This window comes from Salinifilum aidingensis (assembly GCF_054782015.1).
The window spans coordinates 1-26770 of the sequence record NZ_BAAGTH010000015.1 but is presented as its reverse complement, the minus strand read 5'-3'; the positions used below and the strand labels follow the sequence as shown (position 1 = coordinate 26770).

20 protein-coding genes are annotated in these 26770 nt (G+C 73.5%); 16 read left to right on the top strand and 4 right to left on the bottom strand.

Features of this window, described 5'->3' with window-relative positions; all coding sequences use genetic code 11:
- Positions 1-48: 48 nt before the first annotated feature.
- Positions 49-2202, top strand: coding sequence for a hypothetical protein (locus ACYVJE_RS18920; protein WP_461145496.1), 2154 nt, complete (start codon positions 49-51; stop codon positions 2200-2202).
- Here the strand turns inward: ACYVJE_RS18920 and ACYVJE_RS18915 are convergent.
- Entirely contained in the window at positions 2163-2636 is a 474-nt protein-coding gene (locus ACYVJE_RS18915; protein ID WP_459157166.1) for a metallopeptidase family protein, read from the bottom strand. The genes ACYVJE_RS18920 and ACYVJE_RS18915 overlap by 40 nt on opposite strands.
- A 133-nt stretch (positions 2637-2769) precedes the next feature.
- Here ACYVJE_RS18915 and ACYVJE_RS18910 point away from each other — a divergent pair, with 133 nt between their 5' ends.
- From ACYVJE_RS18910 to ACYVJE_RS18885, 6 genes are all read left to right on the top strand, one after another.
- Positions 2770-3147: a DUF3499 domain-containing protein gene (locus ACYVJE_RS18910; RefSeq protein WP_461145495.1), complete on the top strand. Its 378-nt coding sequence runs from the start codon at positions 2770-2772 to the stop codon at positions 3145-3147.
- A gap of 191 nt (positions 3148-3338) precedes the next feature.
- A complete protein-coding gene (locus ACYVJE_RS18905) occupies positions 3339-4688 on the top strand; it encodes a phosphomannomutase/phosphoglucomutase (protein ID WP_461145494.1) in 1350 nt (449 codons plus the stop codon).
- Between the two features lie 45 nt (positions 4689-4733).
- Complete coding sequence (locus ACYVJE_RS18900; protein WP_461145493.1) at positions 4734-4952, top strand: Trm112 family protein; 219 nt, start codon at positions 4734-4736, stop codon at positions 4950-4952.
- On the top strand, positions 4949-6034 hold the full coding sequence (locus tag ACYVJE_RS18895; protein ID WP_459157162.1) for a hypothetical protein: 1086 nt from the start codon (positions 4949-4951) through the stop codon (positions 6032-6034). Before ACYVJE_RS18900 ends, ACYVJE_RS18895 begins: the two co-directional genes overlap by 4 nt.
- 109 nt (positions 6035-6143) lie before the next feature.
- Complete coding sequence (gene manA / locus ACYVJE_RS18890; RefSeq protein WP_461145492.1) at positions 6144-7397, top strand: mannose-6-phosphate isomerase, class I; 1254 nt, start codon at positions 6144-6146, stop codon at positions 7395-7397.
- Positions 7398-7680: 283 nt separating this feature from the next.
- On the top strand, positions 7681-9207 hold the full coding sequence (locus tag ACYVJE_RS18885) for an amino acid permease (protein WP_461145491.1): 1527 nt from the start codon (positions 7681-7683) through the stop codon (positions 9205-9207).
- 366 nt (positions 9208-9573) lie between these two features.
- Here ACYVJE_RS18885 and ACYVJE_RS18880 read toward each other — a convergent pair whose 3' ends face one another.
- Positions 9574-12366, bottom strand: coding sequence for a hypothetical protein (locus ACYVJE_RS18880; RefSeq protein WP_461145490.1), 2793 nt, complete (start codon positions 12364-12366; stop codon positions 9574-9576).
- Positions 12367-12703: 337 nt separating this feature from the next.
- Between ACYVJE_RS18880 and ahcY the strand changes: the two genes are divergently transcribed.
- On the top strand, positions 12704-14206 hold the full coding sequence (ahcY, locus tag ACYVJE_RS18875; protein ID WP_461145489.1) for an adenosylhomocysteinase: 1503 nt from the start codon (positions 12704-12706) through the stop codon (positions 14204-14206).
- Between the two features lie 45 nt (positions 14207-14251).
- Positions 14252-14899 carry a dTMP kinase gene (locus tag ACYVJE_RS18870; RefSeq protein WP_461145488.1) on the top strand — a complete coding sequence of 216 codons (648 nt, stop codon included), beginning with the start codon at positions 14252-14254 and terminating at the stop codon, positions 14897-14899.
- Positions 14900-14906: 7 nt separating this feature from the next.
- Here the strand turns inward: ACYVJE_RS18870 and ACYVJE_RS18865 are convergent, their stop codons facing one another.
- Positions 14907-15377 (bottom strand): OsmC family protein, encoded by a 471-nt coding sequence (locus tag ACYVJE_RS18865; RefSeq protein WP_461145487.1) that lies wholly within the window; start codon positions 15375-15377, stop codon positions 14907-14909.
- A gap of 259 nt (positions 15378-15636) precedes the next feature.
- On the opposite strand from ACYVJE_RS18865, the gene mtrA reads away from it, so the two are divergent.
- The 6 genes from mtrA to secA all read left to right on the top strand — a co-directional run bounded on the left by mtrA (position 15637) and on the right by secA (position 25295).
- Positions 15637-16314 (top strand): MtrAB system response regulator MtrA, encoded by a 678-nt coding sequence (mtrA, locus tag ACYVJE_RS18860; RefSeq protein ID WP_459160069.1) that lies wholly within the window; start codon positions 15637-15639, stop codon positions 16312-16314.
- A 178-nt stretch (positions 16315-16492) separates the two neighbouring features.
- Positions 16493-18268: an MtrAB system histidine kinase MtrB gene (gene mtrB / locus ACYVJE_RS18855; RefSeq protein WP_459157155.1), complete on the top strand. Its 1776-nt coding sequence runs from the start codon at positions 16493-16495 to the stop codon at positions 18266-18268.
- Positions 18265-20031: an LpqB family beta-propeller domain-containing protein gene (locus ACYVJE_RS18850; protein WP_461145486.1), complete on the top strand. Its 1767-nt coding sequence runs from the start codon at positions 18265-18267 to the stop codon at positions 20029-20031. Before mtrB ends, ACYVJE_RS18850 begins: the two co-directional genes overlap by 4 nt.
- Before the next feature lie 84 nt (positions 20032-20115).
- Complete coding sequence (locus ACYVJE_RS18845) at positions 20116-20883, top strand: ComF family protein (RefSeq protein ID WP_461145485.1); 768 nt, start codon at positions 20116-20118, stop codon at positions 20881-20883.
- A gap of 483 nt (positions 20884-21366) precedes the next feature.
- A complete protein-coding gene (gene hpf, locus ACYVJE_RS18840; RefSeq protein WP_459157152.1) occupies positions 21367-22176 on the top strand; it encodes a ribosome hibernation-promoting factor, HPF/YfiA family in 810 nt (269 codons plus the stop codon).
- 194 nt (positions 22177-22370) lie between these two features.
- Positions 22371-25295: a preprotein translocase subunit SecA gene (gene secA, locus ACYVJE_RS18835; protein WP_461145484.1), complete on the top strand. Its 2925-nt coding sequence runs from the start codon at positions 22371-22373 to the stop codon at positions 25293-25295.
- A gap of 46 nt (positions 25296-25341) precedes the next feature.
- On the opposite strand, the gene ACYVJE_RS18830 is transcribed toward secA, so the two are convergent.
- Positions 25342-25791 (bottom strand): Rv3235 family protein, encoded by a 450-nt coding sequence (locus tag ACYVJE_RS18830; RefSeq protein WP_461145483.1) that lies wholly within the window; start codon positions 25789-25791, stop codon positions 25342-25344.
- Between the two features lie 143 nt (positions 25792-25934).
- Between ACYVJE_RS18830 and ACYVJE_RS18825 the strand changes: the two genes are divergently transcribed.
- The gene (locus tag ACYVJE_RS18825; protein ID WP_461145482.1) at positions 25935-26387 is read left to right on the top strand and encodes an HAD-IA family hydrolase; all 453 of its coding nucleotides are present in this window, start codon (positions 25935-25937) and stop codon (positions 26385-26387) included.
- Positions 26388-26770 lie beyond the last annotated feature (383 nt).

Sequence of the window (26770 nt, the reverse complement as noted above, 5' to 3'; positions counted from 1 at the left end):
ACCCGGTGCGGGTGGAGCTCGCCCGATGCGGCGCACTAGCCTGCGGCCGTGCCGTTCAGCCCGCGCCGCCGCGCACGCGAATTCCGCGCCGCCCCGCCCGTGGTGCTCACCACCGTCCTCGTCGCGCTCGCCGTGCTCGCGCACGGCGTGCTCGCGGCCGAACCGCGGTGGGATCCGGCGCTGCACGGTGGACGCCTGTCCCCGGTGGCGGACTGGTCGACGACCTGGCGGGACTACCTGGCCTCCTGGCACGCGTGGTGGGGCGGAACCGCCGCCCCGGCCCCGGTCTCGCTGCTCGTGCTCGCACTGCTCGGCACGGTGCTGGCGGGGCCGGCCACCGTCGCGGCGGGGCTGCTGCTGCTCGGGATGCCGCTGGCCGGCCTGTCGGCCTACCTCGCCGCGCGGGCGATCACCGCGGACGGCCGGCGGCGGGCCGTGCTCGCCGGCGCCTACGCCGTGTTCCCGGCGGCCGCGGTGTCGGCCGGGCAGGGGCGGCTGGACGTGGTCGTGGCCCACGTGCTCGTCCCGCCGGTGCTCGCCGGGCTCGCCACCGTGCTCGGCGCGGTGCGCCCGCAGCGCTCGTGGCTGACCGCGGCGTGCCGGACCGCCCTGGCGGCGGCCGCCCTCGGTGCGTTCGCACCGCTGCTGCTGCTCGTGCTGCTGGCCCTGGCGGTGCTCGCCTTCGTCCTCGTGCCCGCGGGCGGGCGCGCCGGGGCCGGGCCGGACGGCGCGCACGAGTCCGCAGCGGACGTTCCCGCGGCGCCGCGGGAACGCGCGGCCGGGCTGGTCGCGGTGGTGGTGCTCTCGCTGGCCTGCTTGCTGCCGTGGTTGGTGAGCCTGCCGCGGAACCCGGGGGTGCTGCTGCACGGGCTCGGCACGCGGGTGCGGGAGCCGGAACCGGGGGGCTGGCTGCTGCTGACGAGCCCGGACGGTTCGGTGATGACGTGGTTCGGCGTGCTGCTGCCGCTGGCCGCCCTCGCCGCGGTGCTCGGCCGGTCAGGGCTGCTCGGCCGGTCAGGGCCGCTCGGGCGGCGCGAGTCGCACGAGCGGGCCGGCCGCGGTCTGCTGCCGCCGATCCTCCTGCTCGGGTGCGGCTGGGTGCTGGCCGCCGTGGTCGGCGCGGTGTCCGCCCCGCTGGTCGGCTCTGCGCAGAGCTCCCCCGGCTGGACCGGGGGGCCGCTCGTGCTCGTGGCCGCGGGCAGCTGCTGGGCGCTGCTGCGCGCGTGGACCGATGCGGAGGTCCGCGAGCCGGGGTCCTGCGAGCCGGCGCGGTCCGGCGTGCGGAGCGGGCTGCGCGGCTTCCCCGGCCCGCGGAGCGCGCTGCGCCGGGTGGGGCTGCGGCGGGCCGCGGGGGCGGCGGGGGTGCTCCTCCTCGGCGCTGCCGGGGCGGTCGCCGCCTCCGCGGGGCCGTTGCGCGCCGTGGAACCGCTCGACCGCGGGCTCGCGTCCGAACTGGCCGGGCCGGGATCGGTGCTGCTGCTCGACGCCGGCGGCGGCCCGCGCCTGGTGCGGGAGGTGCCCGCGCGGTACGGCGTGGACGGCACGGCACCGGTTCCCTCGACCTCGGAGTGGGTCGAGCGGGTGGAGCGCCGGGTGGAGCGGGCGCGGCCGCAGGAGCTGCGGGAAGCGGTGGCCACCGCCCGCACGCACGGGGTGGGCCACCTCGCCGTGCGCGATCCCGCACCGCTGCTGCGCCACGCCGGCGATCTCGTCAGCGCCCGCGGGAAGCTGCCGGACGGGCGGAGCGCGCTGGGGCTGGAGGGGGAGGTGAGCCCGGTGCGGCTGCTCGGCCCCGATCTGTCCCGGCAGTCGCGGCTGACCGACCGGCTCGCCCCCCGAGCCCGTCCGCGCGAGGTGCCCGCCGAGCTGGACACCGCGCTCGCCCCGGGCGTCACCCTGCGCGTCTCGGACGGCGGCGCCGGGCGGCAGCTGGTCTTCGCCGCGGCGGACGAACCGGGCTGGTGGGCGCGTGTGGACGGTGAACCCGTCGGGCTCGCCGGGGCGTGGGGCGGACAGCTCGCGGTGCCGCTGCCGGAGCACGCCGCCCGGGTGGAGCTCGGCTTCGCGCACGGCCCCCGGGTGGCGCTGCTCGTGGCGCAGGCCGCGGCGATCGCGTTCACCGCGGCGGGGGCGTTGCCGGAACGGCGCTCCCGCAGGGGGCCTCAGCGGCCTTCGATCACGTCCGGGTCGAGCCCCAGGTAGTGCGCGATCTGCTCCACGAGCACGTCGTGCAGCAGGTCGGCCATGTCGGTGCCGTCGCGCGCCCGCGTCTCCAGCGGGCGGCGGTAGAGCACGATCCGCGCCCGGGTCGGCAGGCCACGCCTGTCCACACCGGCGGGCACCAACCGCGCCAGCGGCACGTTGGAGTCGACCACCACGTCGTCGTCCCACACGAGCTTGTCCGGCGCGGTGGTGGTCAGCTCCGGGACCTCGTCGACGGCCACGTCGAGCTCGGTGAGCTCCGCGTGCCAGCGCTTCTCGATCGGCTCGAGCGCTTCCAGCACGAGCGCGTCGAAGATCTGCGAACGGCTGCGCGCGATGGGGACGGAGGAGGGGTACAGCGGCCCGCGCAGTCCCCGCCCCCTCCTGTCGCGGCGGGCCAGCCGGCGACGTCGAGATCCACGTGCTGTCACCACGGGACGAGGGTACGCCTCCACCCGCTGTCGGGGAGTGACCCATCCGGAGGGCAGCGGGCCGAGCGGCACCGGTGCGGGCGTTTTGCGCGTGGCCTCCGGCGGGGACTGGACGAAGGGCGCTATCGTGCGTGTCGTGCGGAGCGTGAGGCGGTGTTCGCGAGCCGGGTGTGCGAACCCGGCCGTAGCCACGCTCACCTATGCCTACGCCGATTCCACCGCGGTGGTCGGTCCGCTCGCCACCTACGCCGAGCCGCACAGCTACGACCTGTGCGAGGAGCACGCGACGCGGCTGACCGTGCCGAAGGGCTGGGAGGTAGTGCGGCATGAGGGTGAGTTCGCTGCGGTGGAACCCACGGACGACGACTTGACCGCGTTGGCCGAGGCCGTGCGGGAGTCGGGGTCGGCGGATGCGGAGGTGGCGGCGGCCGAGGCGGACACGCGGGTCGCTTCCCGGGGAAATCGGCGGGGGCACCTGCGTGCGGTGCCCGACCCCGCCGAAGAGGGCCAGTGATGCTGCCCGTGCGCGTCGAGGCCCCTCGGCCGGGAGTTCGTCCGAGCGGGGGAGCAGCGGTTGCTGTGCGCGGAGCCGCGACGGACCGATCCGAGTGACGAACGGCTCGTGCCGTCCGGCGCGGACCACAGGTGCCGAACGCGCCGGTAGGCTTTGCCCTGGTCGTGGTGAACAACGCGGGAGGGTGAAGCGTGCGGGACCTGTCGGAGATCGTCAAGGCCTACGATATCCGCGGTGTCGTGGATGAACAGCTGGACACCGGCGTGGCGGCCGAGATCGGCGCCGCGTTCACGCGAGTCGTCGGAGGTTCGGCGGTGGTCGTCGGGCACGACATGCGCGAGTCCTCGCCGCGGTTGGTGTCCGCGTTCGCCGACGGGGTGACCGCGCAGGGCCTCGACGTGATCAACATCGGCCTGGCCAGCACCGACATGCTCTACTTCGCCTCCGGGCAGCTGGACCTGCCGGGGGCGATGTTCACCGCCAGCCACAACCCGGCGCAGTACAACGGCATCAAGCTCTGCCGCTCCGGTGCCGCCCCCGTGGGGCAGGACAGCGGGCTCTCGGAGATCCAGGAGCTCGTCGGGCGGGGCGTGCCGGAGTTCCTCGGCCAGCGCGGTTCGGTCACCGAGCGCGACATGGTCGCCGACTACGCCGCGTTCCTGCGCGAGCGCGTGGACCTCAGCGGCAGCCGTCCGCTGCGGATCGTCGTCGACGCGGGCAACGGCATGGGCGGGCGCACCGTGCCCCCGGTGTTCGAGGGGCTGCCGATCGAGATCGAGCCGCTGTACTTCGAGCTCGACGGCACGTTCCCGAACCACGTGGCCAACCCCCTCGAGCCGGAGAACCTGGTGGACCTGCAGCGGCGGGTGCGCGAGGTCGGCGCCGACGCGGGGCTGGCCTTCGACGGGGACGCCGACCGCTGCTACGTCGTCGACGAGCGCGCCGAGCCCGTGTCGCCGAGCGCGATCACCGCGCTCGTCGCCGCGCGGGAGCTGGCCAAGGAACCCGGCGCCACCGTCATCCACAACTTGATCACCTCGCGGGCGGTGCCCGAGATCATCGCCGAGAACGGCGGGAAGCCCGTGCGCTCGCGGGTGGGGCACTCGTTCATCAAGCAGACCATGGCCGAGACCGGGGCGATCTTCGGCGGGGAGCACTCGGCGCACTACTACTTCCGGGACTTCTGGCGCGCCGACTCCGGGATGCTCGCCGCGCTGCACGTGCTGGCCGCGCTGGGCGAGCAGCCGGAGCCGCTGTCGCGGCTGATGGCCGACTACGCCCGCTACGCCGCCTCCGGGGAGATCAACTCCACCGTGACCGACCAGCACGAGCGCATGCGTGCCGTGGCCGAGGAGTTCGGCGGTCGCCCCGGCGCTCGGACGGACGAGCTCGACGGACTTACCGTGGAGTTGCCGGGCGGTGCGTGGTTCAACCTGCGCCCGTCCAACACCGAGCCGCTGCTGCGGTTGAACGTGGAAGCCGGCGACACCGGGAGCATGGCCGCGCTCCGGGACGAGGTCCTCGCGATGGTCCGCGCGTGACGCGCGCCCGCGATCCGGGGTGCTCCGGCGAGGTTGGGAGGAAACGTGGCCGTTGAACTGGATCCGCAACTGCTGGAGATCCTGGCCTGCCCGGGTGACCGCGGCCCGCTGCGCACCGGGGCTGGGCCCGGGGGTGAGGCCGATGCGCTGACCTGCACCACCTGCGGCGCGGTGTTCCCGGTCCGGGACGGCATCCCCGTGCTGCTGTGGGACGAGGCGCAGCTCCCGCCCGCAGCGGCCGGAAGCGGCGGGGAGCAGGGGTGACCGCCGTGCTGGACGACACGCTCTTCGAGGACCCGACGCGGCTGCTCGACGTGGACCGGCGGGAGCTGCTGCGGACTGCGGCGCTCGCCGGGGCGCAGGTGCGCTCCGCCGCCGAACGCGCGGCGAGCGCGGGCGTGCCGGACTTCGGCGGGGAACGCCCCCGGGCCGTCGTGCTGCTGGCCCGCCCGGGCCTGGGCATGCGGGTGTGCGAGGTGCTGGCCGCGCTGGCCGGGCGGGCGTCCGTGCCGATCGTGGTCGCCGAAGCGCTGCCCGCCTGGGTCGGCGCGCTCGACGCGGTGTTCGTGCACGCGGCCGACCAGGGCGACGCGGATCTCGCCGAGGCCGTGGACACCGCCTCCCGCCGGGGTGCGCGGGTCGTCGTGGTCGCCGAGGAGGAAGGCCCCGTCGCGGCCTCCGGTGCGGGTCGGGCGCTGCTCGTGCCGCCGACGTTCCCCGTGCCGGAGGAGCTGTCGTTCGCCCACGTGTTCGCCGTCGGGCTGGTGGTCTTCGCCGAGCTGGGGCTGCTCACCGTCGACGTGGAGGCCCTGGCCGCGGAGCTCGACAGCATGGCCGAGCAGTCCCACCCGGCCAAGGAGTCCGTGGTCAACCCCGCCAAGACGCTGGCGCTGCGGCTGGCCGACCGGACCCCGGTGCTGTGGGGCGTCGATCCGGTGAGCACGGCCGTCGCCCGGCACGGCGCGTTCGTGCTCGGCTGCCACGTCGGCGTGCCGTGCGCGGTGGCGGACTACTCCGAGGCGGTGGCGCAGCGCACGCTGCACCGCATGGCCGGTGAGGCCGGATCGGCGACCGCGCTGTTCGCCGATCCGGAGGAGGACGAGGAGTACCCGCTGCGGGTGTTCCTCGTCAGCGCCCGCCCCGATGAGCGCGGTGTGCACGCGGAGCTGGGCGCCACGCGGGACCTGCCGGGGGCCGACCTGGTGACCCCGGACGAGTCCGTCGCGGCCGATCCGGTGCTGCGGGCTGCGGTGCTGGCGGTGCAGCTCGACTTCACCGCGGTCTACCTGGGGTTGGCCGCGGGAACGCTGGACGGCCCGAGCTGGAGCACGGTGGCCGCCTCGTAGCGGGCGCCTCCGGGGCGAGCCCGGGACCGCGGGCGGTGCATGATGCGATGGCCAGGTCGGGCGCGGCGCGCGACCGCCAGCAGGAGAGGACGAGGAAGCGAGAACCACTGTGGAGTTATTGCGGAACGCGGTGCGCCCGTATGCCTGGGGCTCGCGTACCGCGATCGCGGAACTGCTCGGCCGCCCGGCGCCCGCGCCGCACCCCGAAGCGGAGCTGTGGATGGGCGCGCACCCGCAGGACCCGTCCCGCGTGGTGCGCGCCGACGGGTCCGAGGTCTCGCTGCTGTCGCTGCTGCAGGACGACCCCGATCACCACCTGGGCGAGCAGTGCGTGCGCCGGTGGGGCGAGCGGCTGCCGTTCCTGTTCAAGGTGCTGGCCGCCGACGAGCCGCTGAGCCTGCAGGCGCACCCCTCCGCGGAGCAGGCGGCCGCGGGGTTCGCGCGGGAGGAGGCGGCGGGGATCCCGCGCAACGCGCCGAACCGGAACTACCCGGATCCCACGGCCAAACCGGAACTGGTGTGCGCGCTGACCGAGTTCCACGCGCTGGCGGGTTTCCGGGACGCGCAGCGGACGGTGCGGCTGCTCGACGCGCTGGACGTGCCCGACCTGCGCCCGCACCGGGACCTGCTGGCCGCCCAGCCCGGACCGGCCGGGCTGCGGGCGCTGTTCACCACGTGGATCACGCTGCCCGAGCACTTCCTGCGGCAGGTGCTGCCGCAGCTGCTGGACGCCTGCGTGGCGCACGTGCGCCAGCACGGCGAGTTCGCCGCGGAGTGCCGCACCGTGCTCGAACTCGGCGAGGCCTACCCGAACGACGCGGGCGTGCTGGCGAGCCTGCTGCTGAACCGGCTGGTGCTGCAGCCGGGCGAGGCGATCTTCCTGCCCGCGGGCAACCTGCACGCCTACCTGCGGGGCACCGCGGTGGAGATCCTGGCGAACTCGGACAACATCCTGCGGTGCGGGCTGACGCCGAAGCACGTGGACGTCCCGGAACTGCTGCGGGTGCTGGACTTCGGCTGCGGCGACATGCGGGTGCTCAAGGGGGAGTCGCTGGACGCGAACCGCATGGTCTACCCGGTGGGGACGGACGAGTTCGAGCTGTGCCGCCTGGACTGGACGGAGGCCGAGTCGAGCGCTGTCGAACTGGGCGCGGCGAGCCCGCAGATCCTGCTGTGCACCAGGGGCGGTGTGCGCCTGCGGCGGGCGGGCGCGCGCGGCGGCCACCGGGTCGACCTCCCGCGCGGGCGGTCGGTGTGGCTGCCGGCCGGTGACCCCCCGGTGGAGGTCCTCCCGGCGGAGCTGGACGCGGACGGGCAGGCGCAGGTGTTCCGCGCGGCGGCCGGAGTCGCGCCGATGCGGTGAAACACCCCGCCGGGTGCACTGCTGCCGGGCACACCGCCGGACGTCCGCGCCCCCACCGGGGCGCTGCTCCGAACGGAGGCCCACGATGCGGGAAGCGGAGCACCCGCCGCACCCGGGTGCGCACCCCCGCTGGAGCTTCCGCCGGCGCCGCGGCGCGCGCCGGCGAACGCGATCACAAGTAGCTAACGAAACACGCGGGGGAACCGACCGCCCGCATTTCTCCCACGTCGTTCGGGGGATAAGGTTCCCATCTGACCACTTGGGACGACAAAGGGAGGCGGCAGTGCCAGGCACGGGCCTGTGGCGCACCAAGTCGGTTGAACAATCGATCTTGGAGACCGACGAACCGGATACGAAACTACGCAAGAATCTCGGCACCTGGGACCTGATCGTCTTCGGTGTCTCCGTCGTCATCGGTGCGGGCATCTTCACCGTGACCGCGCGCACAGCGGGCGACGTCTCCGGCCCTGCCGTATCACTGGCGTTCGTCATCGCGGCGATCGCGTGCGGACTGGCGGGCTTGTGCTACGCCGAGTTCGCTTCCACCGTGCCGGTAGCCGGGAGCGCCTACACCTACTCGTACGCGACGTTCGGCGAGTTCGTCGCGTGGATCATCGGGTGGGACCTGGTGCTCGAGTTCGCCGTCGCCTCCGCGGCGGTGAGCAAGGGGTGGTCGAGCTACGTCGCCGAGGCCTTCGGCCTCATCGGGCTGGAGGTGCCCAACGCGATCGACCTGGGCCCGGTGCAGTTCGACTGGGCCGCGGTGCTGCTGGCCGGCGTGCTGACCCTGCTGCTGGCGGTGGGGACGAAGCTGTCCGCGCGGGTCAGCCTCGTGATCACCTCGATCAAGGTCGGCGTGGTGCTGCTGGTGATCATCGCCGGCATCGCCTTCATCAACGCGGCCAACTACACCCCGTTCATCCCGCCGGCCCAGTCGGAGACCGAATCGGGGCCGGCGCTCGAGCAGTCGCTGTTCTCGCTGCTCGCCGGTGGCGAGACGAGCACCTACGGCGTCTTCGGCCTGCTGGCGGGCGCTTCGCTGCTGTTCTTCGCGTTCATCGGGTTCGACGTGGTCGCCACCACCGCCGAGGAGACGAAGAAACCGCAGCGCGACGCGCCGCGCGGCATCCTCGGCACGCTGCTGATCGTCACCGTGCTCTACGTCGCGGTCTCGCTGGTGCTCACCGGCATGGTCCCGTACACGGACCTGGCCACCCAGGACGGTGAGCAGTCCACACTGGCCACCGCGTTCCAGATCAACGGGGTGACCTGGGCGGCCTCGATCATCACGCTCGGCGCGCTCATCGGTCTGATCACCGTGGTCATGGTGCTGCTGCTGGGGCAGGTGCGCGTGCTGTTCGCGATGTCCCGCGACGGGCTGGTCAGCCGCAAGCTGGCCAGGACCAGCGAGCGCACCGGCACGCCGGTGCGGGCCACGGTGCTCGTCGGCGTCGTCGTCATGCTCGCGGCGGGCTTCTTCCCGGCCGAACGGCTCGAGGAGATGGTCAACGTCGGCACGCTGTTCGCGTTCGTGCTCGTCTCCGCCGGCGTGATCATGCTGCGCTACAAGCGTCCGGACCTGCCGCGCGGCTTCCGCGCGCCCGGGGTGCCGTTCGTGCCGATCCTGGCGATCATCGCCTGCCTGTGGCTGATGCTGAACCTGACCGCGCTGACCTGGGTCCGGTTCCTGGTGTGGATGGCGGCCGGCATCGTCATCTACTTCCTGTACGGGTACCGCAACTCGCGCCTCGGCCGCGGCGAGCTCCGCGAAACGAGCTCCGACGGGGGCGGTTCGGCCAGCGGCGACTGAGCCCCGGCGACTGGGCCCCGGCGACTGGGCCCCGGCGACTGGGCCCCGGCGACTGGGCCCCGGCGACTGGGCCGCAGCGGCTGAGCTGCTGCGGCCGGGCCGCGGGAACTGGGCGGCGGGAACTGGCTCGCGGCCGGCACGTGCGGACGGCGCCACCGCTTCGGCGGTGGCGCCGTCGTCGTTTCCGGGGTTCCCGCGGGGGAGCCCGTCCCCCGAACGGATTCCCGGAGATCGCCGCGATCGCGGCGACGCCCTCCGCGGGCTCCGGCGCCGCGGGCGCCGCCCGCGTGGCGCGCCGTCGCACCTCTGCGGGGCTCCCGCCGCCGCGCCCGTACCGGCGCTGCCGTGCTCTGCTCCAGCGGGGTGCTACTCCAGCGGGTGCAGGCCCTGCGCGCGCTCCCACGGCGCGGTGCGCCCGGCGGGCTCGGACACCTCGGGCAGGGGGAGCGGTCCCTCGGCTGCCGTCGTCCCCGGCCGCGCGGAGGCGTCCTCGGCGGCCGGTTCCTCCGGCGCGGCGAGCTCCTGCACCGGTCGCTCGGCCGGTCGCTGCGCACCGACCTCCTCCGCGGCGCGCTCGCGCTGCGGCACCGCGTCGACCGCACCGCCGGTGCCGGCCCGCGCGGTCTCCGGAGCGGGTGCGGCATCCACCGCAGCAGCGGCGTCCTGCCCGGGCGCTGCCTCGGCCGGTTCCTCGGCGGGCTGGGCGGGGGCAGGGCCCTCCTGCGCCGCTCCGTCACCACCGCGGACGGTCACCGCGGAGCGCCGCTGCGGGCCGCGCCCGGTGTCACCCCGCGGTCCGGGACCGGTGGCGCCGAGCACCGACTCGTGGAACGCCGGCCCGGCCTCGGCGTCGCCCGGTTCCAACCCGGCCGCCATGGCCACCGCGCGGTCCCACTCCGGATCGCCCGCGTAGTCGGTGTGCCGCAGCACGCCCGGCACCCAGCGCCGGTGCGAGACGGGACCGCGCTGCGGGTCGGGCAGCCAGTGGTCCCCGCCCAGCACGAGCGCTCCGGTCGGTCCGCGCGCGGCCGGCGGCAGGGGCCCGGAGGTGCCGTCCGGGCGGTGCCCCACGCCGAGCAGCGTGCCGGCGTAGACGTGCCTGCCCCACGTGGTCACCGCGCCGCCCATCGGGTCGGTGCCGCGGCACAGCGCGCGCCAGCGCCCGCCGAGCGAGCCGGCCAATTCGCCGAGGGCGTCGTGCGAGACCGCCGCCGGGAACGCCCGCGGATAGGCCCACTGCAGCTGCGAACCCGCGGTGACCAGGCCGACGCGGTCGCGGTCGGCCGGGGGCAGGTTCGCCAGCAGCCGCGAGGTCGCCACGGCGACGAGCAGGCTGCCCTGGCTGTGCCCGACGAGCACGACGCGCGTGTTCGGGTCGGACAGGTGCTCCTGGGCGCGGGCGACCAGCTCGGGGATCACCTTCAGCGAGTAGCACGGCGGCACCACCGGGTGCGACTCCCGCGGCCAGAACAGCGTGAGGTCGCACAGCACGCCCAAGTAGCGCGCGGCGTGCCGCTCGGTGGCGGCGACGAAGACCATGCGCAGCAGCCCGGCGGCCAGCCCGGCGAGGGTCACCACGCCGAGTCCCGCGAGCCAGCCCGCCCAGGCCGCGTTCGGGAGCCCGGCCAGCCGCAGCGCCGCCGTTGCGGCCGCGGCGACCAGCAGCACCCCGGCGAGCGCGAGGAACAGCGCGTACCCGTGGCGCCGCTGCACCCGCGCCCACAGCCACGCGGACGCGGCCTCCTGGCGGTCGCGGTAGCGGCCCGCGTGCAGCAGCCCCACCTCGGGCGGCACCGAGTCGCCGGAGAGCACGGACCGCCAACGCCGCAGCAGCAGCCACGGGACCCCGACCAGCGCGGCCACGCCCAGCAGCACCGCAGCAGTGCCCCACAACGTGGTCACGTCCTGGTACGGGCGGGGCAGCACGAGCCCCTCCGAGCCGAGGACGTGCCGCAGGCTCAGGGCGAGCCCGGCCCCGAAACCGGTGCCCAGCATCGCGGCGAGGAACAGCACGGGGGCGGCGAACCACCCGCCGGCCCACGGCCGCATCCGCCGCGGCAGCGGCTTCCACAGCGGTGCGGCCAGCCGTGCCGCCGGGACCAGCACCAGCGCCGCGGCCAGGCACGTGGCGCCGAGCAGCGCCGTGAGCGCGTCGATCGTCGGACCGGACCCGGGCAGCGGTCCGCTCGTGCCGGCCGGAGCCACGGCCGCGGCCAGCACCAGCGCCGCGGCCAGCGCTTGCAGCGCACGCCGCGGGACGCGTCCGAGGAGCACGCGGCGGCGCGGGCTCGCGGACCACATGTCCTCCGGGTCGTCCAGCGCCGCGGCCCCGAGCACGCAGCACACCAGCACCGCGGCGCTCGCGATCCACCGCGGGTCGCTCCGCACCTCGAACGGGCCGCCCAGCAGCAGCAGGGCCACCGCGGACAGCGCGGCGCTGATGTGCAGGGCCCGCAGCGCGGGGGCCTCCGGATCGGCGACCACGTTGCCTCCGGGCAGCACCGGCGCGCGGGCGGACGGGCGCGGCGCGCCGTGCCGCGCGCCGGCGGAGCTGCCCGTCGTGATCGTCCAGTTCTTGCCGGCCAGGCGCTGCATGAGCAGGATCACCAGGCCGACCGGAGCCAGTCCCAGCCAGAGCCGCAGCAGGTCGAACTCGCGTGCTGCGGGCGGGACCGCGGCCAGGCACCCCGATCCCGGCCGCAGGCACTGCGCGGCGAACAGGTCCGCGGTGACCACGGTCAGCTGGGCGACGAACAGCATCGTCAGCGCGAGCGCCGCCACGCGCACGAGGGCCCGGGCGCAGTGCCCGGCGACGCGGCCGGCGCGGCTCTCCGGGCGGACCGGCGGCAGCATCCAGTGCGCCAGGTTCGCCAGCGCGAACGGGAAGAGCAGCGCCCAGGTGGCCTTGCCGAGGCCCCCGGAGGTCATGCCGCCCCAGACGTAGCCCTCGAGGACCCGCGGCACGGTGCGGTTGCCGTCGCGCAGCGCGGGACCGGGCACGGGCCGGCGCAGCCGGTCGGCCGGGCGGACGACACGGCCCACGCCGTCGCCCGCGACATCGACCGCGTCGACCGAATCGGTCAGCTTCGGGCCGGTGGCGCCGAGCACGCCGTGTACCCGCAGCTCCACCACGCGGGTGTCCTGCTCGGGTGCGTGCACTGGAATCCTCCCGCGTGTCCGGGGACTGCTGGTTCGTGGGCGCTCTCGTCCGGCACCACCGCTGCGCAGCGGCGGCGCTCAACCGCGGCGCCGCCGGAGCGCAGTGACGGGCACGGTGGGTGCGTGATCACGTCCGCAGTGATTCTGCACCCGCGTGCGGAGAACCGGCGACCGCCGCGCATCGATTGTGATCGTCGTCCGGGGCGCGTGTCCCGCATTTCCGGCCGCTCGTGTCCGCCCGCGCCGGGAACGCCGCGCTCGCGCACCGGAACAGGCTGGCCACCCGGGGTAGCATCGGGGTGATGTGCGTGGACCGCGGGGGGAGAGCGGCGGTGCGATGACTTCGGAGAAGACCAGCGCGACCTCGGACGACACCAGCGCGGGGCCGAACGAGCACCGCACGGAGAACGGGGTCGAATTCGCGGTCGCGGACCTCTCGCTCGCGCCGCGGGGGCGCGAGCAGATCCGGCTGGCCGAGCACGAGATGCCGGGGCTGCGCGCGCTGCGCCGGGAGTACGCCGAGGTCCACCCGCTGCGCGGGGCGCGGATCACCGGATCGCTGCACATGACGGTGCAGACCGCGGTGCTCATCGAAACGCTGGTCGCGCTGGGGGCCGAGGTGCGCTGGGCCTCGTGCAACATCTTCTCCACCGACGACGCGGCGGCGGCAGCGGTCGTCGTCGGCAGGTACGGCACTCCGGACGAGCCCCGCGGTGCGCCCGTCTTCGCCTGGGAGGGCGAAACGCCCGAGGAGTACTGGTGGTGCCTCGACACCGCGTTGAGCTGGCCCGGCGGCGGGCCGAACATGATCCTCGACGACGGCGGCGACGCGACGGCGCTGGTACACCAGGGCGTGCGCTACGAGCGGGCCGGGGCGATCCCCACCGCGGACGAGAACGACCCCGAGGAGTACAAGGTCGTGCTGGAGCGGCTGCGCGCCTCGCTGGCGGCCGACACCGACCGGTGGACCCGCCTCGCGGGGGAGGTCCGCGGCGTCACCGAGGAGACGACGACCGGGGTGAACCGGCTCTACCGGCTCGCCGCCCAGGGCGAGCTGCTGTTCCCGGCCATCAACGTGAACGACTCGGTGACCAAGTCGAAGTTCGACAACAAGTACGGCATCCGCCACTCCCTCGTCGACGGCCTCAACCGGGCCACCGACGTGCTCCTGGGCGGCAAGACCGCCGTGGTCTGCGGCTACGGCGACGTCGGCAAGGGAGCGGTGGAGGCGCTGCGCGGGCAGGGCGCGCGCGTGGTCGTCACCGAGATCGACCCGATCAACGCGCTGCAGGCCCAGCTCGAAGGCCTCCAGGTCGCCCGCCTGGAGACCGTGCTGCACGAGGCGGACGTCCTCATCACCGCCACCGGCAACACCGGCGTCATCACCGCCGACCACCTGCGCCGGCTCAAGCACCAGGCGATCGTCGGCAACATCGGCCACTTCGACGACGAGATCGACGTGGCCGGTCTGGCCAGCGCCTCCGACGTGCGGAAGGTGCGGATCAAGCCGCAGGTCGACGAGTGGGTCTTCGACGACGGCCACTCGGTGCTGGTGCTCTCCGAGGGGCGGCTGCTCAACCTGGGCAACGCGACGGGGCACCCCAGCTTCGTGATGTCGAACTCCTTCGCCAACCAGACCATCGCCCAGGTCGAGCTGTTCACCAACTGGCGCGAGTACGACCGCGAGGTCCACCGGCTGCCGAAGTCGCTGGACGAGAAGGTCGCGCGGATCCACGTGCAGGCCCTCGGCGGCGAGCTGACCCGGCTGAGCAAGGAGCAGGCCGAGTACATCGACGTGGAGGTGGAGGGGCCCTACAAGCCCGACCACTACCGGTATTGAAGTCCGCGCGCACCGCTCGGACCCGGTGCTACTAGTCTCGGGCGCGTGGGTCGTCTCATCGTGATCGAGGGCGTCGACGGCGCCGGCAAGCGCACCCTGGCCGAGGGGCTGGACGCGGAGCTGCGGCGCCGCGGGTGCTCCGTGAGCCGCTTGGCCTTCCCCCGCTACGAGGCCGACGTGCACGCCGCGCTCGTCGGCGAGGCCCTGCGGGGGGCGCACGGCGATCTCGCCGCGTCGGTGCACGGCGTTGCGGTGCTCAACGCGCTGGACCGCCGCGCCGCCGTCGAGGAGCTGCGCTCCCGGCTCGACGCGCACGACGTGCTGCTGCTCGACCGCTACGTCGCGTCGAACGCGGCCTACGGAGCCGCGCGGCTGCGCGAGGACGCCCGCGGCGACTTCGTCCACTGGGTGGAGGATCTCGAGGTGCGGCGCTTCGCCCTGCCGGCCCCCGACCACCAGCTGCTGCTGCGGGTTCCCGTGGACGTGGCGGCGCAGCGCGCCGAGCACCGCGAGCTGACCGAAGTGGACAGGCAGCGGGACGCGTTCGAGTCGGACGACGCGCTGCAGCGGCGCTGCTCCGCCGTGTACGCGCAGCTCGCAGAGAGCTCCTGGTGGTCGCCCTGGACCGTCGTGGACGGCGTCGCCGAGGTCGATTTCGCCGCGCTGGCCCGGAACTGCCTCGGCGAGGGCTGAGGAGCGCTCAGCCCGCCACGGTGATCCGCGGTTCGTGCCGCACCGGGAAGTTCACCGAGTTCGCGATGAAGCACTTCCGGTGCGCCTGGGCGTGCAGCTCCTCCGCGGTGGCGAGCACGTCCTGTTCGGACACCTGCACCTGCGGCCGCAGGAGCACCTCCCGGAACCGCCCGGAGCCGTCCCGCTCCTCGACCATCGTCCCGGACGCCGCGTCCCGGTAGGCGGTGACCACGACGCCGCTGTGCGCGCACAGCCCCAGGTACCAGAGCATGTGGCACTGCGACAGCGCGGCGAGCAGCATCTCCTCCGGGTTCAGCAGCTCCGCGTCCCCCAGGAACGACGGATCGGCCGAGGCGCGCAGCGCCGGCTTGCCGACCACCTCCACCAGGTGCTCGCGGCCGTACTCGCGGTAGTTCGCGGTGCCGCCGCCGGCGTTGCCCGTCCACGTGACGGTGGCGGTGTAGCGGTGTTCGGGCACTTCCCCTCCATGCCGTGGACGACGGCCGCACCGGTACGCATACGATCCGTTCGCGGAGGTGCGGTACGCGACCATTCTCGCCCGCGTGTCGTCCACAGTGGCGCCTCCGGGTGCGGGATGCGGGTCACGCGTGGCTTGCTCCGAACGGCGGTACCGCCGGTCCCGGCCCGGCGCGGGGGCGAGCGACCAGCGAAGACCCGGCGGAACGATGTGCGGGGATTGCAACGGGAGGGGAGTGACGAGTGCGACCATGAACGACATGAAGGCGCGCGTGCTCGTGGTGGACGATGATCCGGCCCTGGCAGAGATGCTGACGATCGCGTTGCGCGGCGAGGGGTTCGACACGGCCGTCGTCAGCGACGGCACCAAGGTGATGCCGGCGCTCCGGGAGCTCAAGCCCGACCTCGTGCTGCTCGACCTGATGCTTCCCGGGATGAACGGCATCGACGTCTGCAAGGCCATCCGCACCGAGTCCGTCGTTCCCGTGGTGATGCTCACCGCCAAGAGCGACACCGTGGACGTGGTGCTCGGCCTGGAATCGGGCGCGGACGACTACGTCGTCAAGCCGTTCAAGCCGAAGGAGCTCGTGGCCCGGCTGCGCGCGCGGCTGCGGCGCACGGACGCGGAGCCCTCCGAGGTGCTGGCCATCGGCGACGTGTCCATCGACGTGCCCGGCCACGAGGTCACGCGCGACGGCGCGGCGATCTCGCTGACGCCGCTGGAGTTCGACCTGCTCGTGGCCCTGGCCCGCAAACCGCGGCAGGTGTTCACCCGCGAGGTGCTGCTGGAGCAGGTCTGGGGGTACCGCCACGCGGCCGACACGCGGCTGGTCAACGTGCACGTCCAGCGGCTGCGCTCGAAGGTCGAGCGCGACCCCGAGCGGCCCGAGATCGTGCTGACCGTGCGCGGCGTCGGGTACAAGGCCGGACCGCCGTGAGCACCGGGCACCGGCGTCCGCCGCGCGCCGGTGCCCGGTGCCGCCCGGCGGGGCGGTGCGGGACCGCGCGGCGCGCACGGCATCCTGGACGAGCCCGGCTGCGGGATGCCGTGGCGGACCGGTCCGGTGCAGGTCGCCGAGTCGACCGGTGCTCGTGCGTGAGCAGAAGGCGGAGCACGTGAGCGTGTGGGCGCGTAGACCGCGGACGGCGCGGCAGTGGGTCCTCCGCGTCCGGGAGGAGATCCGCGAGCGGTGGCACCGCTTCGAAGCGGTGTGGCGGCGCTCGCTGCAGCTCCGCGTGGTCGTCAGCACGCTCGCGCTGTCGCTGGTGGTGGTGCTCGTGCTCGGCATGGTGCTGCAGACCCAGATCACCACGCGGCTGCTCGACGCGAAGGAAGAGGCCGCGATCTCGCAGACCGAGTACAGCCTGCCGGTCCTGGAGCGCGAGCTCACCGCCGTCGACCCGAACTCGGACAACGTGCACGAGCAGCTCGAGGCCGCGCTCAACCGGCTGACCACGTCGAACACGGGGCGGTCCACCGAGTCCGCCGCGGGCGCGTTCGACCCGGTGCTGGTGGACGGGCACGCGCTGGCCGAGCGCGGGCGGCAGCCCTCCGCCGGCCCCGTGCAGAACGTTCCCGAGGGGCTGCGGCGCAACGTGGAGCGGGGCCAGCTGGCCACCCAGATCACCACCGTCCACAACGAGGGCGAACCGGTGACCATGCTCGCCGTGGGCAGCCCGGTGGGCACCGCGACGCGCCCGCTGCAGGTGTACCTCCTCTTCCCGCTGACCGCGGAGCGCTCCACGGCCAACGTCGTGCAGAGCACGCTGCTCGCCTCGGGCGCCGTGCTGCTGGTGCTGCTGGGGGCGATCACCAGCCTCGTCACCCGCCAAGTGGTGCGCCCCGTGCGGCAGGCGGCGCAGAACGCCGAGGAGCTCGCCGAGGGCGACCTGGACAAGCGCATGCGCGTGATCGGCGAGGACGACATGGCGCGCCTGGCCGAGTCGTTCAACGAGATGGCCGACAGCCTCAAGCAGCAGATCACCCAGCTCGAGGAGTTCGGCCAGCTGCAGCGCCGGTTCACCTCCGACGTCTCGCACGAGCTGCGCACCCCGCTGACGACCGTGCGCATGGCAGCGGACGTGCTCTACGCCTCGCGCGAGGAGCTCCCGCCCGGCCTCTCCCGGTCGACCGAACTGCTCACCGACGAGCTCGACCGGTTCGAAGCGCTGCTGGCCGACCTGCTGGAGATCTCCCGCCTGGACGCGGGCGTGGCCGACCTCTCCTCGGAGCCGCTCGACATGGGGGAGGTCGCCGACCGCGCCGTGAACTCCGTCCGCGGCATCGCCGAGACCAGCGGCGTGCCGCTGCGCCTCGTCGTGCCCGAGGCCGGCGGCGAGCAGCGCGAACACCTGCACGTGCTCGCCGACGTCCGGCGGGTGGAGCGCATCCTGCGCAACCTCGTCGCCAACGCCGTCGACCACGCCGAGGGCGAACCGGTCGAGATCGAGGTGGCGGGCAACGAGCAGGCCGTCGCCGTGACGGTGCGGGACTACGGCGTGGGCCTGCGCCCGGGGGAGGCCGAGCTCGTCTTCACCCGGTTCTGGCGAGCCGACCCGGCGCGGAACCGGCGCACCGGGGGAACCGGACTCGGCCTGTCGATCAGCCACGAGGACGCCCGGCTGCACGGCGGGACGCTCGACGCCTGGGGGGAGCCGGGCCACGGCTCGTGCTTCCGGCTCACCCTGCCGCTGCGCCCCGGGGAGGCGTTCGAGGCGAGCCCGCTGGGCATGCCGGACCGGCGCAGCATCGCCGCCCCGGATGCGCTGCTGGCCGCAGGCGTCGACGCCCCGCGGGAGGAAGACACGTCCGCCGAAACCGATGCGCTCGAGGCCGAGTACCGCGACGAGGGGCCGGCCCGGTTGTCCGAGCAGGAACGGGAGTCGTCATGACCCGGCGCGCACAGCCCCGGCGCTCCGCTGCGGCGGGAGCCCGGACCGGGCTCCGCGCCCTGGCCGCGGCGCTGGTGCTCGCGGTGTCCGGGTGCGCCACCATCCCGGAGCACTCCGAGCCGCGCGGCGTGCGGTGGATGGAGGAGGGCAACACCTCCGGCCACGTGCAGAAGCCGCGCGAGGGCGCGGACCCGCTGCAGCTGGTGCGCAGCTTCGTCGGCTCGGCCGCCCCGGAGAACGAGCACGAGGCCGCGCGGCTGCACCTCGCTCCGCAGGCGCGCGCGGACTGGTCGCCGAGCGCGGGGATGCTCATCGTCGACCAGGTGGACACCGTCCCGGTGCCGAACGAGCGGCCGCTGCCGGAAGGGGTGCAGCTCGTCGGGCTGCGCGCGGAGAAGGTCGGCCGGTTGTTACCCGACCGGTCGTTCACCCCCGAGCAGGGGGAGTTCCGCACCCGGATGCGCGTCGAGCGGCAGGACGACGGGCAGTGGCGGATCGCCACGCCGCCGCCGGAGCTGGTCGTCACCCGCGACTCGTTCGGCGCCACCTACCGCTCGGTCTCGGTGTACTTCCTCGACTCCGAGGGCACCGGGGTGGTCCCGGACGTGCGGTACGTGCCGTCGCAGCCGGCCAGCACGTTGCCGCGCCGGGTGATCGACCTGCTCATGATGGGGCCGTCGGAGTCGATGCGCCCCGCGCTGCGCACCGGCCTGCCCAAGGGGGTGCGGCCGAAGACGAACGCCAGCGAGTCCGCCGACGGGGCGCTCGAGGTCAACTTCAGCGACCTGGGGGGCGTCCCGCCGGAGACCCGCCGGCTGATCGCGGCCCAGGTGGTCTATTCGCTGCAGAGCGTCAGCAGCGCCCGGGTGCGGCTGAAGGAGGAGGGCACGCCGCTGCTGCCGGACCGCCCCGAGCTGCGCCCGGCCGATGTGCGCTCGTACGTGCAGGAGCGTTCGGACGCGGTGAACCAGCCGGGGCTGGCCGTGGTCGACGAGAGCTTGGTGCACCTCGACGAGCAGGCGAAACCGGTCGCCGGCCCCGCGGGCAACGGGGAGTACGACGTGGTGCGGGCGGGTGTGTCGCCGGACGGCAGCAGGCTCGCCGCGGTGACCCGCCGCCCCGGTGGTGTGGTGCTGCGCGCCGGTGGCGAGGGCTCGGCGCAGGGCGGGTCGCAGCTGCCCGAGCTGCACGTGGCCGGTGCGTTCATGAGCAAGCCGGAGTGGCGGGGCAGCGGCGAGGTCTGGACCTCGGTGGACGGCCGCCGGGTCGTCCGCGCGGTCGCCACCGACTCCGGCTGGGACCTCGGGCGCGTGGACGTGAGCGCGCTGGGGGAGGACCCGAAGATCAGCGACCTGCGGCTCTCGCCCGGCGGCGCGCGCGCCGCGCTCGTCAGCGACGGGGAGCTCGTCGTGGCCGCGGTCGCCGAGGTCGACGGGCGGATGACGCTGTCGCGGCCCACGCGCCTGCCCGCGCCGGGGGGAACGCGCATCAGGGATGTCGAGTGGCGGAGCAACGACGGGCTCGTGGCCACGACCGACAGCAACCGCTCCCCGGTCTACAACGTGTCCGTCGACGGGCTGTACTGGACTCCGTACACCGCGTCGAACCTGGGGCAGCCGGTGAACGCGGTGACGGTCGCGCCCGGCGGCCGCGTGATCGTGGCCGACCGCAGCGGGTTGTGGGAGTCGCAGGACTCCGATGACGTCTGGGGGCTCATGCCGGTACCGATCGGCGGTGCGTCGATCCCGTTCTACCCGGGCTGAGCGCTTCCAGCAGGACTGCGCCGGGGTGTCCTGCCCGACGTGCGCCGGTGAGTCGGGCAGGGCGGGACCCGCACCCTCGGCGGCATGCGTGGGAACGAGAACTCCGCCGGCCGCGGCTCGGCGGGCCGCGGTGCCGCGCGCTCCGCACGCGCCCGGCCGCGGCTGCTCGACCTCGTCCTGCCCGTGAACTGCGCCGGGTGCGGACGGCAGGGGACGCACTGGTGCCTCCCGTGCGCGGGGGAGCTGTCCCGGCCGCACCGCGTGCGGCTGCCCGTGCTCGGGCAGCGGCCACCCGTGTACGCGCTCGGGGTGTACCGCGGTGCCGCGCGGCGGGCCGTCCTCGCCTACAAGGAACGCGGCCGGCGGGTGCTCGCCGGTGTCTTCGCAGAACGGCTGGCCGCGGGCGTGCGCTTCGCGCACGCGGGACCCGGGCCGTGGTGGATCGTCCCCGCGCCGTCCCGGTGGTGGGCGGCGCGTCGCCGCGGTGGTGCGCACATGCTCCGGGTCGCGCGGGAGCTGGCGCGGCGGCTGCGGGCGGACGGGTGCGCCGCCGAGGTGCTCGACTGCTTGCGGTTGGGCCCCGGTGCGGTGGACGCCGCGCGGCTCGCGCACGCCGACCGCCCCGCGAACCTGTCGGGGCGGCTGCGGGCGCGTCCGCCCCGACGTCCGCCGCCGGGCGGGGTGCTGCTCGTCGACGACGTGATCACGACCGGAGCGACGGTCGCGGAATCAGCGGCGGTGCTCGACGGGGTGAGGTGTGCTCCGGAGCTGGTGCTGTCCGTGACCGCGGTGGACCCCCGTGCGGCTGGGCCCGGGCGGCCGCTGCGTGCTCCGGGTGGTCGGCCGCGATGACGAGCGTTCACCTCAGCAGTAGGCCTATCGTGTGGTATGGGACGCGTCCGTTCGTCCGCTCGGAACCCGGTTGACCGGGGCGACGTTGGCCGGGAGAAGCACGGGCGCGATCCGTGCGGTGGCCCGGAACTCCGGAGTCCGCGGCCGGGGAACGGGGGAACGCCCAGCCGTCGGGGACGGGTGCCGGCGTCCGCGCGGATCCGCCCCCGTTCGCACCACCGGGTTACCGCGGGCAGTGGTCTCGAGCGCGCTCGGTGGTCGCTTGACATCGCCCGACTCGGGGGGTGTCACAAACCGATAAACCGAGATAGCGTGCCATCCATCACACACCACCGGCGGCGGAAGGAGTGACAACCCCATGTCCGTGGCGCCGGTCGCGTAGTGGTCTTCCCGGGGAGTTCGCTCCGCTCGAACCTCCCCGCCGTCCTCGCCGGCGCCGACCGAGCACACGTCTCCTGTGCCAGTGATGAACGGAGGTCGTGAATGGACATCGTGGTCAAGGGGCGCAACGTCGAGGTCCCCGAGCACTACCGCGAGCAGGTCGCGGAGAAGCTCAGCAGGCTCGAGAGGTACACGCGCAAGGCGATTCGCACCGAGGTGGAGCTGTTCCACGAGCGCAACCCGCGCCAGGCGAAGAACTGCCAGCGGGTCGAGCTCACCCTCGTGGGCAAGGGGGGTCCGGTCCGCGCCGAAGCGGCGGCGGGCAACTTCTACGCCGCGCTCGACGCGGCCGCGGGCAAGCTGGAGAACCGCCTCCGCCGGATGCACGACCGCAGGAAAGTGCACTACGGCCAGCGCAACCCCACTTCGGTCGCCGAAGCGACGTCCGCCATGGCACATCGCCGAGTGGTCACGGAACGCACACCGGGGGCGCCCTCGCCGGACGGAAGCACCGTCCTGCTGGAGACCCCCGAACACGCCGCCGAGAACAACCCCGAAGCCGTGCTCACGGAGGAAGCCGGCACCAAGCCGGAGGAGCGCGCAGCGGAGCCCGAGCTCCTCAGCGAGAACACGCCGGAGGTGGCCGCAGAAGTGCCGGAGCAGCGCATGGAGGCGGGCAACGGGTACTCCGCCGGAGGGTACGCAGCAACGCAGGAGTACGAACCGGGCCGCATCGTTCGCGAGAAGGAGCACCCGGCGAAACCGATGACGGTGGACGAGGCGTTGTACCAGATGGAGCTGGTCGGCCACGACTTCTACCTGTTCTCGGACGCCGACAGCGGCAAACCGAGCGTCGTGTACCGCCGGAAGGGCTTCGACTACGGGGTCATCCGTCTGGCCGAGTCAGCGTGAACGCGACGGCTGCACCCTGAGCGGATCGCAGCCGAGCAGCTTGTCCCCCGCGTACGGTGGTGCGCGGGGGACAGTTGCGTTCCGCGTCAGCTCGGGGCCCGACGCGGCAACCCGGGTCCCCCGTTGCTGGTGAGTACGATGGCCGTAAAGCGTCCGTGACGGGCGCGTCACGATCAGCGAGTGAGGTCGACCGGATGGTCCTGTCCCGACTGCTCCGCGCCGGCGAGGGCAAGATGCTCAAGCGTCTGCGCGCCATAGCAGCGCACATCAACGAGCTCGAAGATGACACCGTCGCGCTGTCCGACGCCGAGCTGCGGGGCAAGACCGACGAGTTCAAGCGCCGCCACACCGATGGCGAGTCCCTGGACGCCCTGCTGCCCGAGGCCTTCGCCGTCGTCCGCGAGGGCGCGCGCCGCGTGCTGGGGCAGCGGCACTTCGACGTGCAGCTCATGGGTGGTGCCGCGCTGCACCTCGGGCAGATCGCGGAGATGAAGACCGGTGAGGGCAAGACCCTGACCTGCGTGCTGCCCGCGTACCTCAACGCCATCGCGGACAAGGGCGTGCACGTCATCACGGTCAACGACTACCTGGCCAAGCGCGACGCGGAGTGGATGGGCCGCGTCCACCGGTTCCTCGGGCTGACGGTCGCACCGCTGCTGGCGGACATGACCCCGGAGCAGCGCCGCGGCGCCTACGAGGCCGACGTCACCTACGGCACGAACAACGAGTTCGGCTTCGACTACCTGCGCGACAACATGGCGTGGAGCCTCGACGACTGCGTGCAGCGCGGGCACAACTTCGCCATCGTCGACGAGGTCGACTCGATCCTCATCGACGAAGCCCGCACCCCGTTGATCATCTCCGGCCCGGCCGACCAGTCCTCCCGCTGGTACCAGGAGTTCGCGCGGCTCGCACCGATGCTCGAACGCGACGTCCACTACGACGTCGACGAGCGCAAGCGCACCGTCGGCATCACCGAGGAGGGCGCCCAGCTCGTCGAGGACCAGCTGGGCATCGAGAACCTCTACGAGGCCGCGAACACCCCGCTGGTCGGGTTCCTGAACAACGCCATCAAGGTCAAGGAGCTGTACAAGCGGGACAAGGACTACATCGTCCGCAACGGCGAGATCCTCATCGTCGACGAGTTCACCGGCCGCGTGCTCGCCGGCCGCCGCTACAACGAGGGCATGCACCAGGCCATCGAGGCCAAGGAAGGCGTCGAGATCAAGGCCGAGAACCAGACGCTGGCCTCGATCACGCTGCAGAACTACTTCCGCCTCTACGACAAGCTCTCCGGCATGACCGGTACGGCGCAGACCGAGGCGGCGGAGTTCCAGTCCACCTACTCGCTCGGCGTCGTGACCGTGCCCACGAACGAGCCGATGATCCGCAAGGACCAGCCGGACGTCGTCTACAAGACCGAGGCCGCCAAGTTCGACGCGGTCGCCGAGGACATCGAGGAGTGCTACGGGCGCGGGCAGCCGGTGCTCGTCGGCACGACCAGCGTGGAGCACTCCGAGTACCTGTCGAAGCTGTTGACCAAGCGCGAAGTGCCGCACAGCGTGCTCAACGCCAAGCACCACGAGTCCGAAGCGCTGATCATCGCCGAGGCGGGGCGCAAGGGCGCGGTGACCGTGGCGACCAACATGGCCGGCCGGGGTACCGACATCGTGCTCGGCGGCAACGTCGACCACCTCGCCGACGTGGAGCTGCGGCAGCGCGGCCTGGACCCGGTGCACACCCCGGAGGACTACGAAGCGTCCTGGCAGGGCGCGGTCGAGGAGATCAAGAAGCAGGCCGAGGACGAGGCCGACGAGGTCCGCGAAGCCGGCGGGATGTACGTGCTCGGTACCGAGCGGCACGAGTCCCGGCGCATCGACAACCAGCTCCGCGGCCGGTCCGGCCGCCAGGGCGACCCGGGGCAGTCGCGGTTCTACCTCTCCCTCGGCGACGAGCTGATGCGCCGGTTCAACTCGAACATGGTCGAGACCATCATGACCCGGTTCAAGGTGCCGGACGACGTGCCGATCGAGGCCAAGATGGTCACGCGTGCCATCCGCAGCGCGCAGACCCAGGTCGAGCAGCAGAACATGGAGATCCGCAAGAACGTCCTCAAGTACGACGAGGTGATGAACCAGCAGCGCTCGGTCATCTACTCCGAGCGGCGCCGGGTCCTGGAGGGCGAGGACCTGCGCGAGCAGGTGCGCCTCATGCTCTCGGACGTCATCACCGCCTACATCGACGCGGAGACCTCCAAGGGCTACGCCGAGGACTGGGACTTCGAGAAGCTCTGGAACGCGCTGAAAACGCTGTACCCGGTCTCGCTGGACTGGGAGGAGCTGCTGGACACCGAGTCGGACCTCAACCGGGATCGCCTGCTCGAGCTCCTCGTCGAGGACGCGCGCGAGGCCTACGACAAGCGCGAAGCGGAAGTCGAGGGCAAGGTCGGCCCCGGCGCGATGCGGGAGCTGGAGCGCCGGGTGGTGCTGAGCGTGCTGGACCGCAAGTGGCGCGAGCACCTCTACGAGATGGACTACCTCAAGGAGGGCATCGGCCTGCGGGCGATGGCCCAGCGCGATCCGCTCGTGGAGTACCGCCGCGAGGGCTTCGACATGTTCCACGCCATGCTCGAGGCGTTGAAGGAGGAGTCCGTCGGGTTCCTGTTCAACGTGCAGGTCGAAGCCGCCGAACCGGAGCAGCCCCAGCAGTCCTCCGGGGATTCGGCCGCGCAGGCCGACGGTGCCGGCAAGGCGGCCGCGACCGCCACGGCCGCGCCGCCGCAGACGCAGCAGGAGCAGCAGGGCGGTCGGCACCAGGCCCGCGAACCCCGTGCGAAGCGGGCGCAGCCGACTTCGGCGGGGCCGGCGCTGAGCCAGCTCAGCAACCCCGTCGGGGGTGACGGGCAGCAGCCGGCCCCCGCGCTGACCGGCAAGGGTCTGGACTCCCCGCAGCAGCAGGGCCTGAGCTACTCCGGTCCGTCGGAGGACGGTGGCGTGCAGCGCAGCGGCGGTGAGAACGCCTCGGCCCAGAACGGGGAGTCCGGGCAGGGCGGAACGCGCCGCGAGCGCCGCGCTGCCGCCCGGGCGGAGGCGAAGAAGAACAAGTCCCGCAAGCAGTAGTCCGCGGGCAGTAGTCCGCAGGGAGTCCGCGCAGCGGCCGGTGTGCTCAGACGAGTGCGAACCGGCCGCACCGCCACTGCTCGCCCCGGCGCTCCGCGGTGGAGATCAGGGCGCGGGTGCGCTCGGTGGTGTCGACGATCCAGCACATCTCGACGCGCTGGTCGGTGATCAGCGAGGTGTGCACCGAGCGCAGGCGGTAGTTCGGCGGTGGGGCGGAACTGGTCGGGCGCCGGGCTGCGATCCAGGCGAGTCCCTCGTGGGTGAGCAGGTCCCCGAGCACCGCCGGACGGCGTCGGCCGTTGAGCACTTCGAGGACGAGTTCGGCCGTGCGCGCGGCGAGCGCTGCCGAGCTGCGTTCGGAAACGCGCAGGGACCCCGCCGGTGGATGGGCTCGCTCGTGCCGCACCCGCGGGTGCGGCACGTCGGGACGTGCCTGGGCGCTCGCACGTCCGCGCTGCTGCGGGACGGCGCGGGTGGGTCGCGTTGCCGTGCTCATCGTGGTGCCTCCCGGGAAGGTGCTCGTGCGATCTCGTCACCCTGCAAGAGCGCACATCGGGTGCGATCCGGTCAGCTACGCGGCGGATCTGCCCGGGACGGGTGAGCCCGTGGGCTGGGGCGCGCTGCGCTACGGTGCGCTGCGTGGGACCGAGCGCGCTGATCGTGGACTGGGGCGGTGTCCTCGACGACCCGGGGGACGGATATCCGGTCGACGGGGACCCCGTCGAAGGGGACCCGGTCGAAGGGGCGGAGGCCGGGACGCCGGTGCTGGCTGCCGTGCGCGGCCTGCGGTGCAACGGCATCGCCGCGGCGCTGATGTCGAACAGCGCGTCCCGGGAGGGGCTGCCGGTCGCGGATTTCGACGTGGTGGCCGTCTCGGGCGAGCTCGGAGTCGCGAAGCCGTCCGAACGGATCTACCGCCACACCGCGGAGGCCCTGGGGCGCTCGCCCGCGGAGTGCGTGGTCGTCGACGACCTCCGCTCGAACGTGGACGCCGCGCTGAGCCTCGGGATGGCGGGCGTGCACCACACCGCTGCGGACCGAACCGTGCTCGAGCTCGAGGCGCTGTTCGCGGTCGCCCTGACGCGGCCTTGAACCGCCGGTGACCCCCTGGTGAATCGCTGACCTGGGATTTCATTTTTCCGGGGGGTGGGTGTCGGTGGGGGTGCGGTGGTCGTGTAAATTGTTTCGTGCCGGCGACGGAGCGGGCCGATTCCCTGTGCGGCGTTTGGGTTTCCGGGTGGAAGCTCGGGCGTGCTGGGGTGTGGTCGGTGCGTTGTCCGGTGGGTTGTTTGAACAATGCGAGTGGAAATCGGTGGTGCCGTCTGGTGCCGCGGTGGTGGCCTCGTGATGGGGTGCTGCTGGTGGTGCTGGGTGCGGGCGACCCCCCGGGTGTGGGGGGTGGTTGGCGGGTGCTAGGGTTTTTGCTCGGGAGATGCCGCCGGTTCGGTGGTGTGTTCTTTGAGAACTCGACAGCG

Excerpts from the sequence above, each read along its gene's own strand:
- ahcY (WP_461145489.1), top strand. The coding sequence starts at position 12,704 with ATGACTTCGGAGAAGACCAGCGCGACCTCGGACGACACCAGCGCGGGG.
- mtrA (WP_459160069.1), top strand. The coding sequence starts at position 15,637 with ATGAAGGCGCGCGTGCTCGTGGTGGACGATGATCCGGCCCTGGCAGAG.
- ACYVJE_RS18850 (WP_461145486.1), top strand. The coding sequence starts at position 18,265 with ATGACCCGGCGCGCACAGCCCCGGCGCTCCGCTGCGGCGGGAGCCCGG.
- ACYVJE_RS18845 (WP_461145485.1), top strand. The coding sequence starts at position 20,116 with ATGCGTGGGAACGAGAACTCCGCCGGCCGCGGCTCGGCGGGCCGCGGT.
- hpf (WP_459157152.1), top strand. The coding sequence starts at position 21,367 with ATGGACATCGTGGTCAAGGGGCGCAACGTCGAGGTCCCCGAGCACTAC.
- secA (WP_461145484.1), top strand. The coding sequence starts at position 22,371 with ATGGTCCTGTCCCGACTGCTCCGCGCCGGCGAGGGCAAGATGCTCAAG.
- ACYVJE_RS18830 (WP_461145483.1), bottom strand. The coding sequence starts at position 25,791 with ATGAGCACGGCAACGCGACCCACCCGCGCCGTCCCGCAGCAGCGCGGA.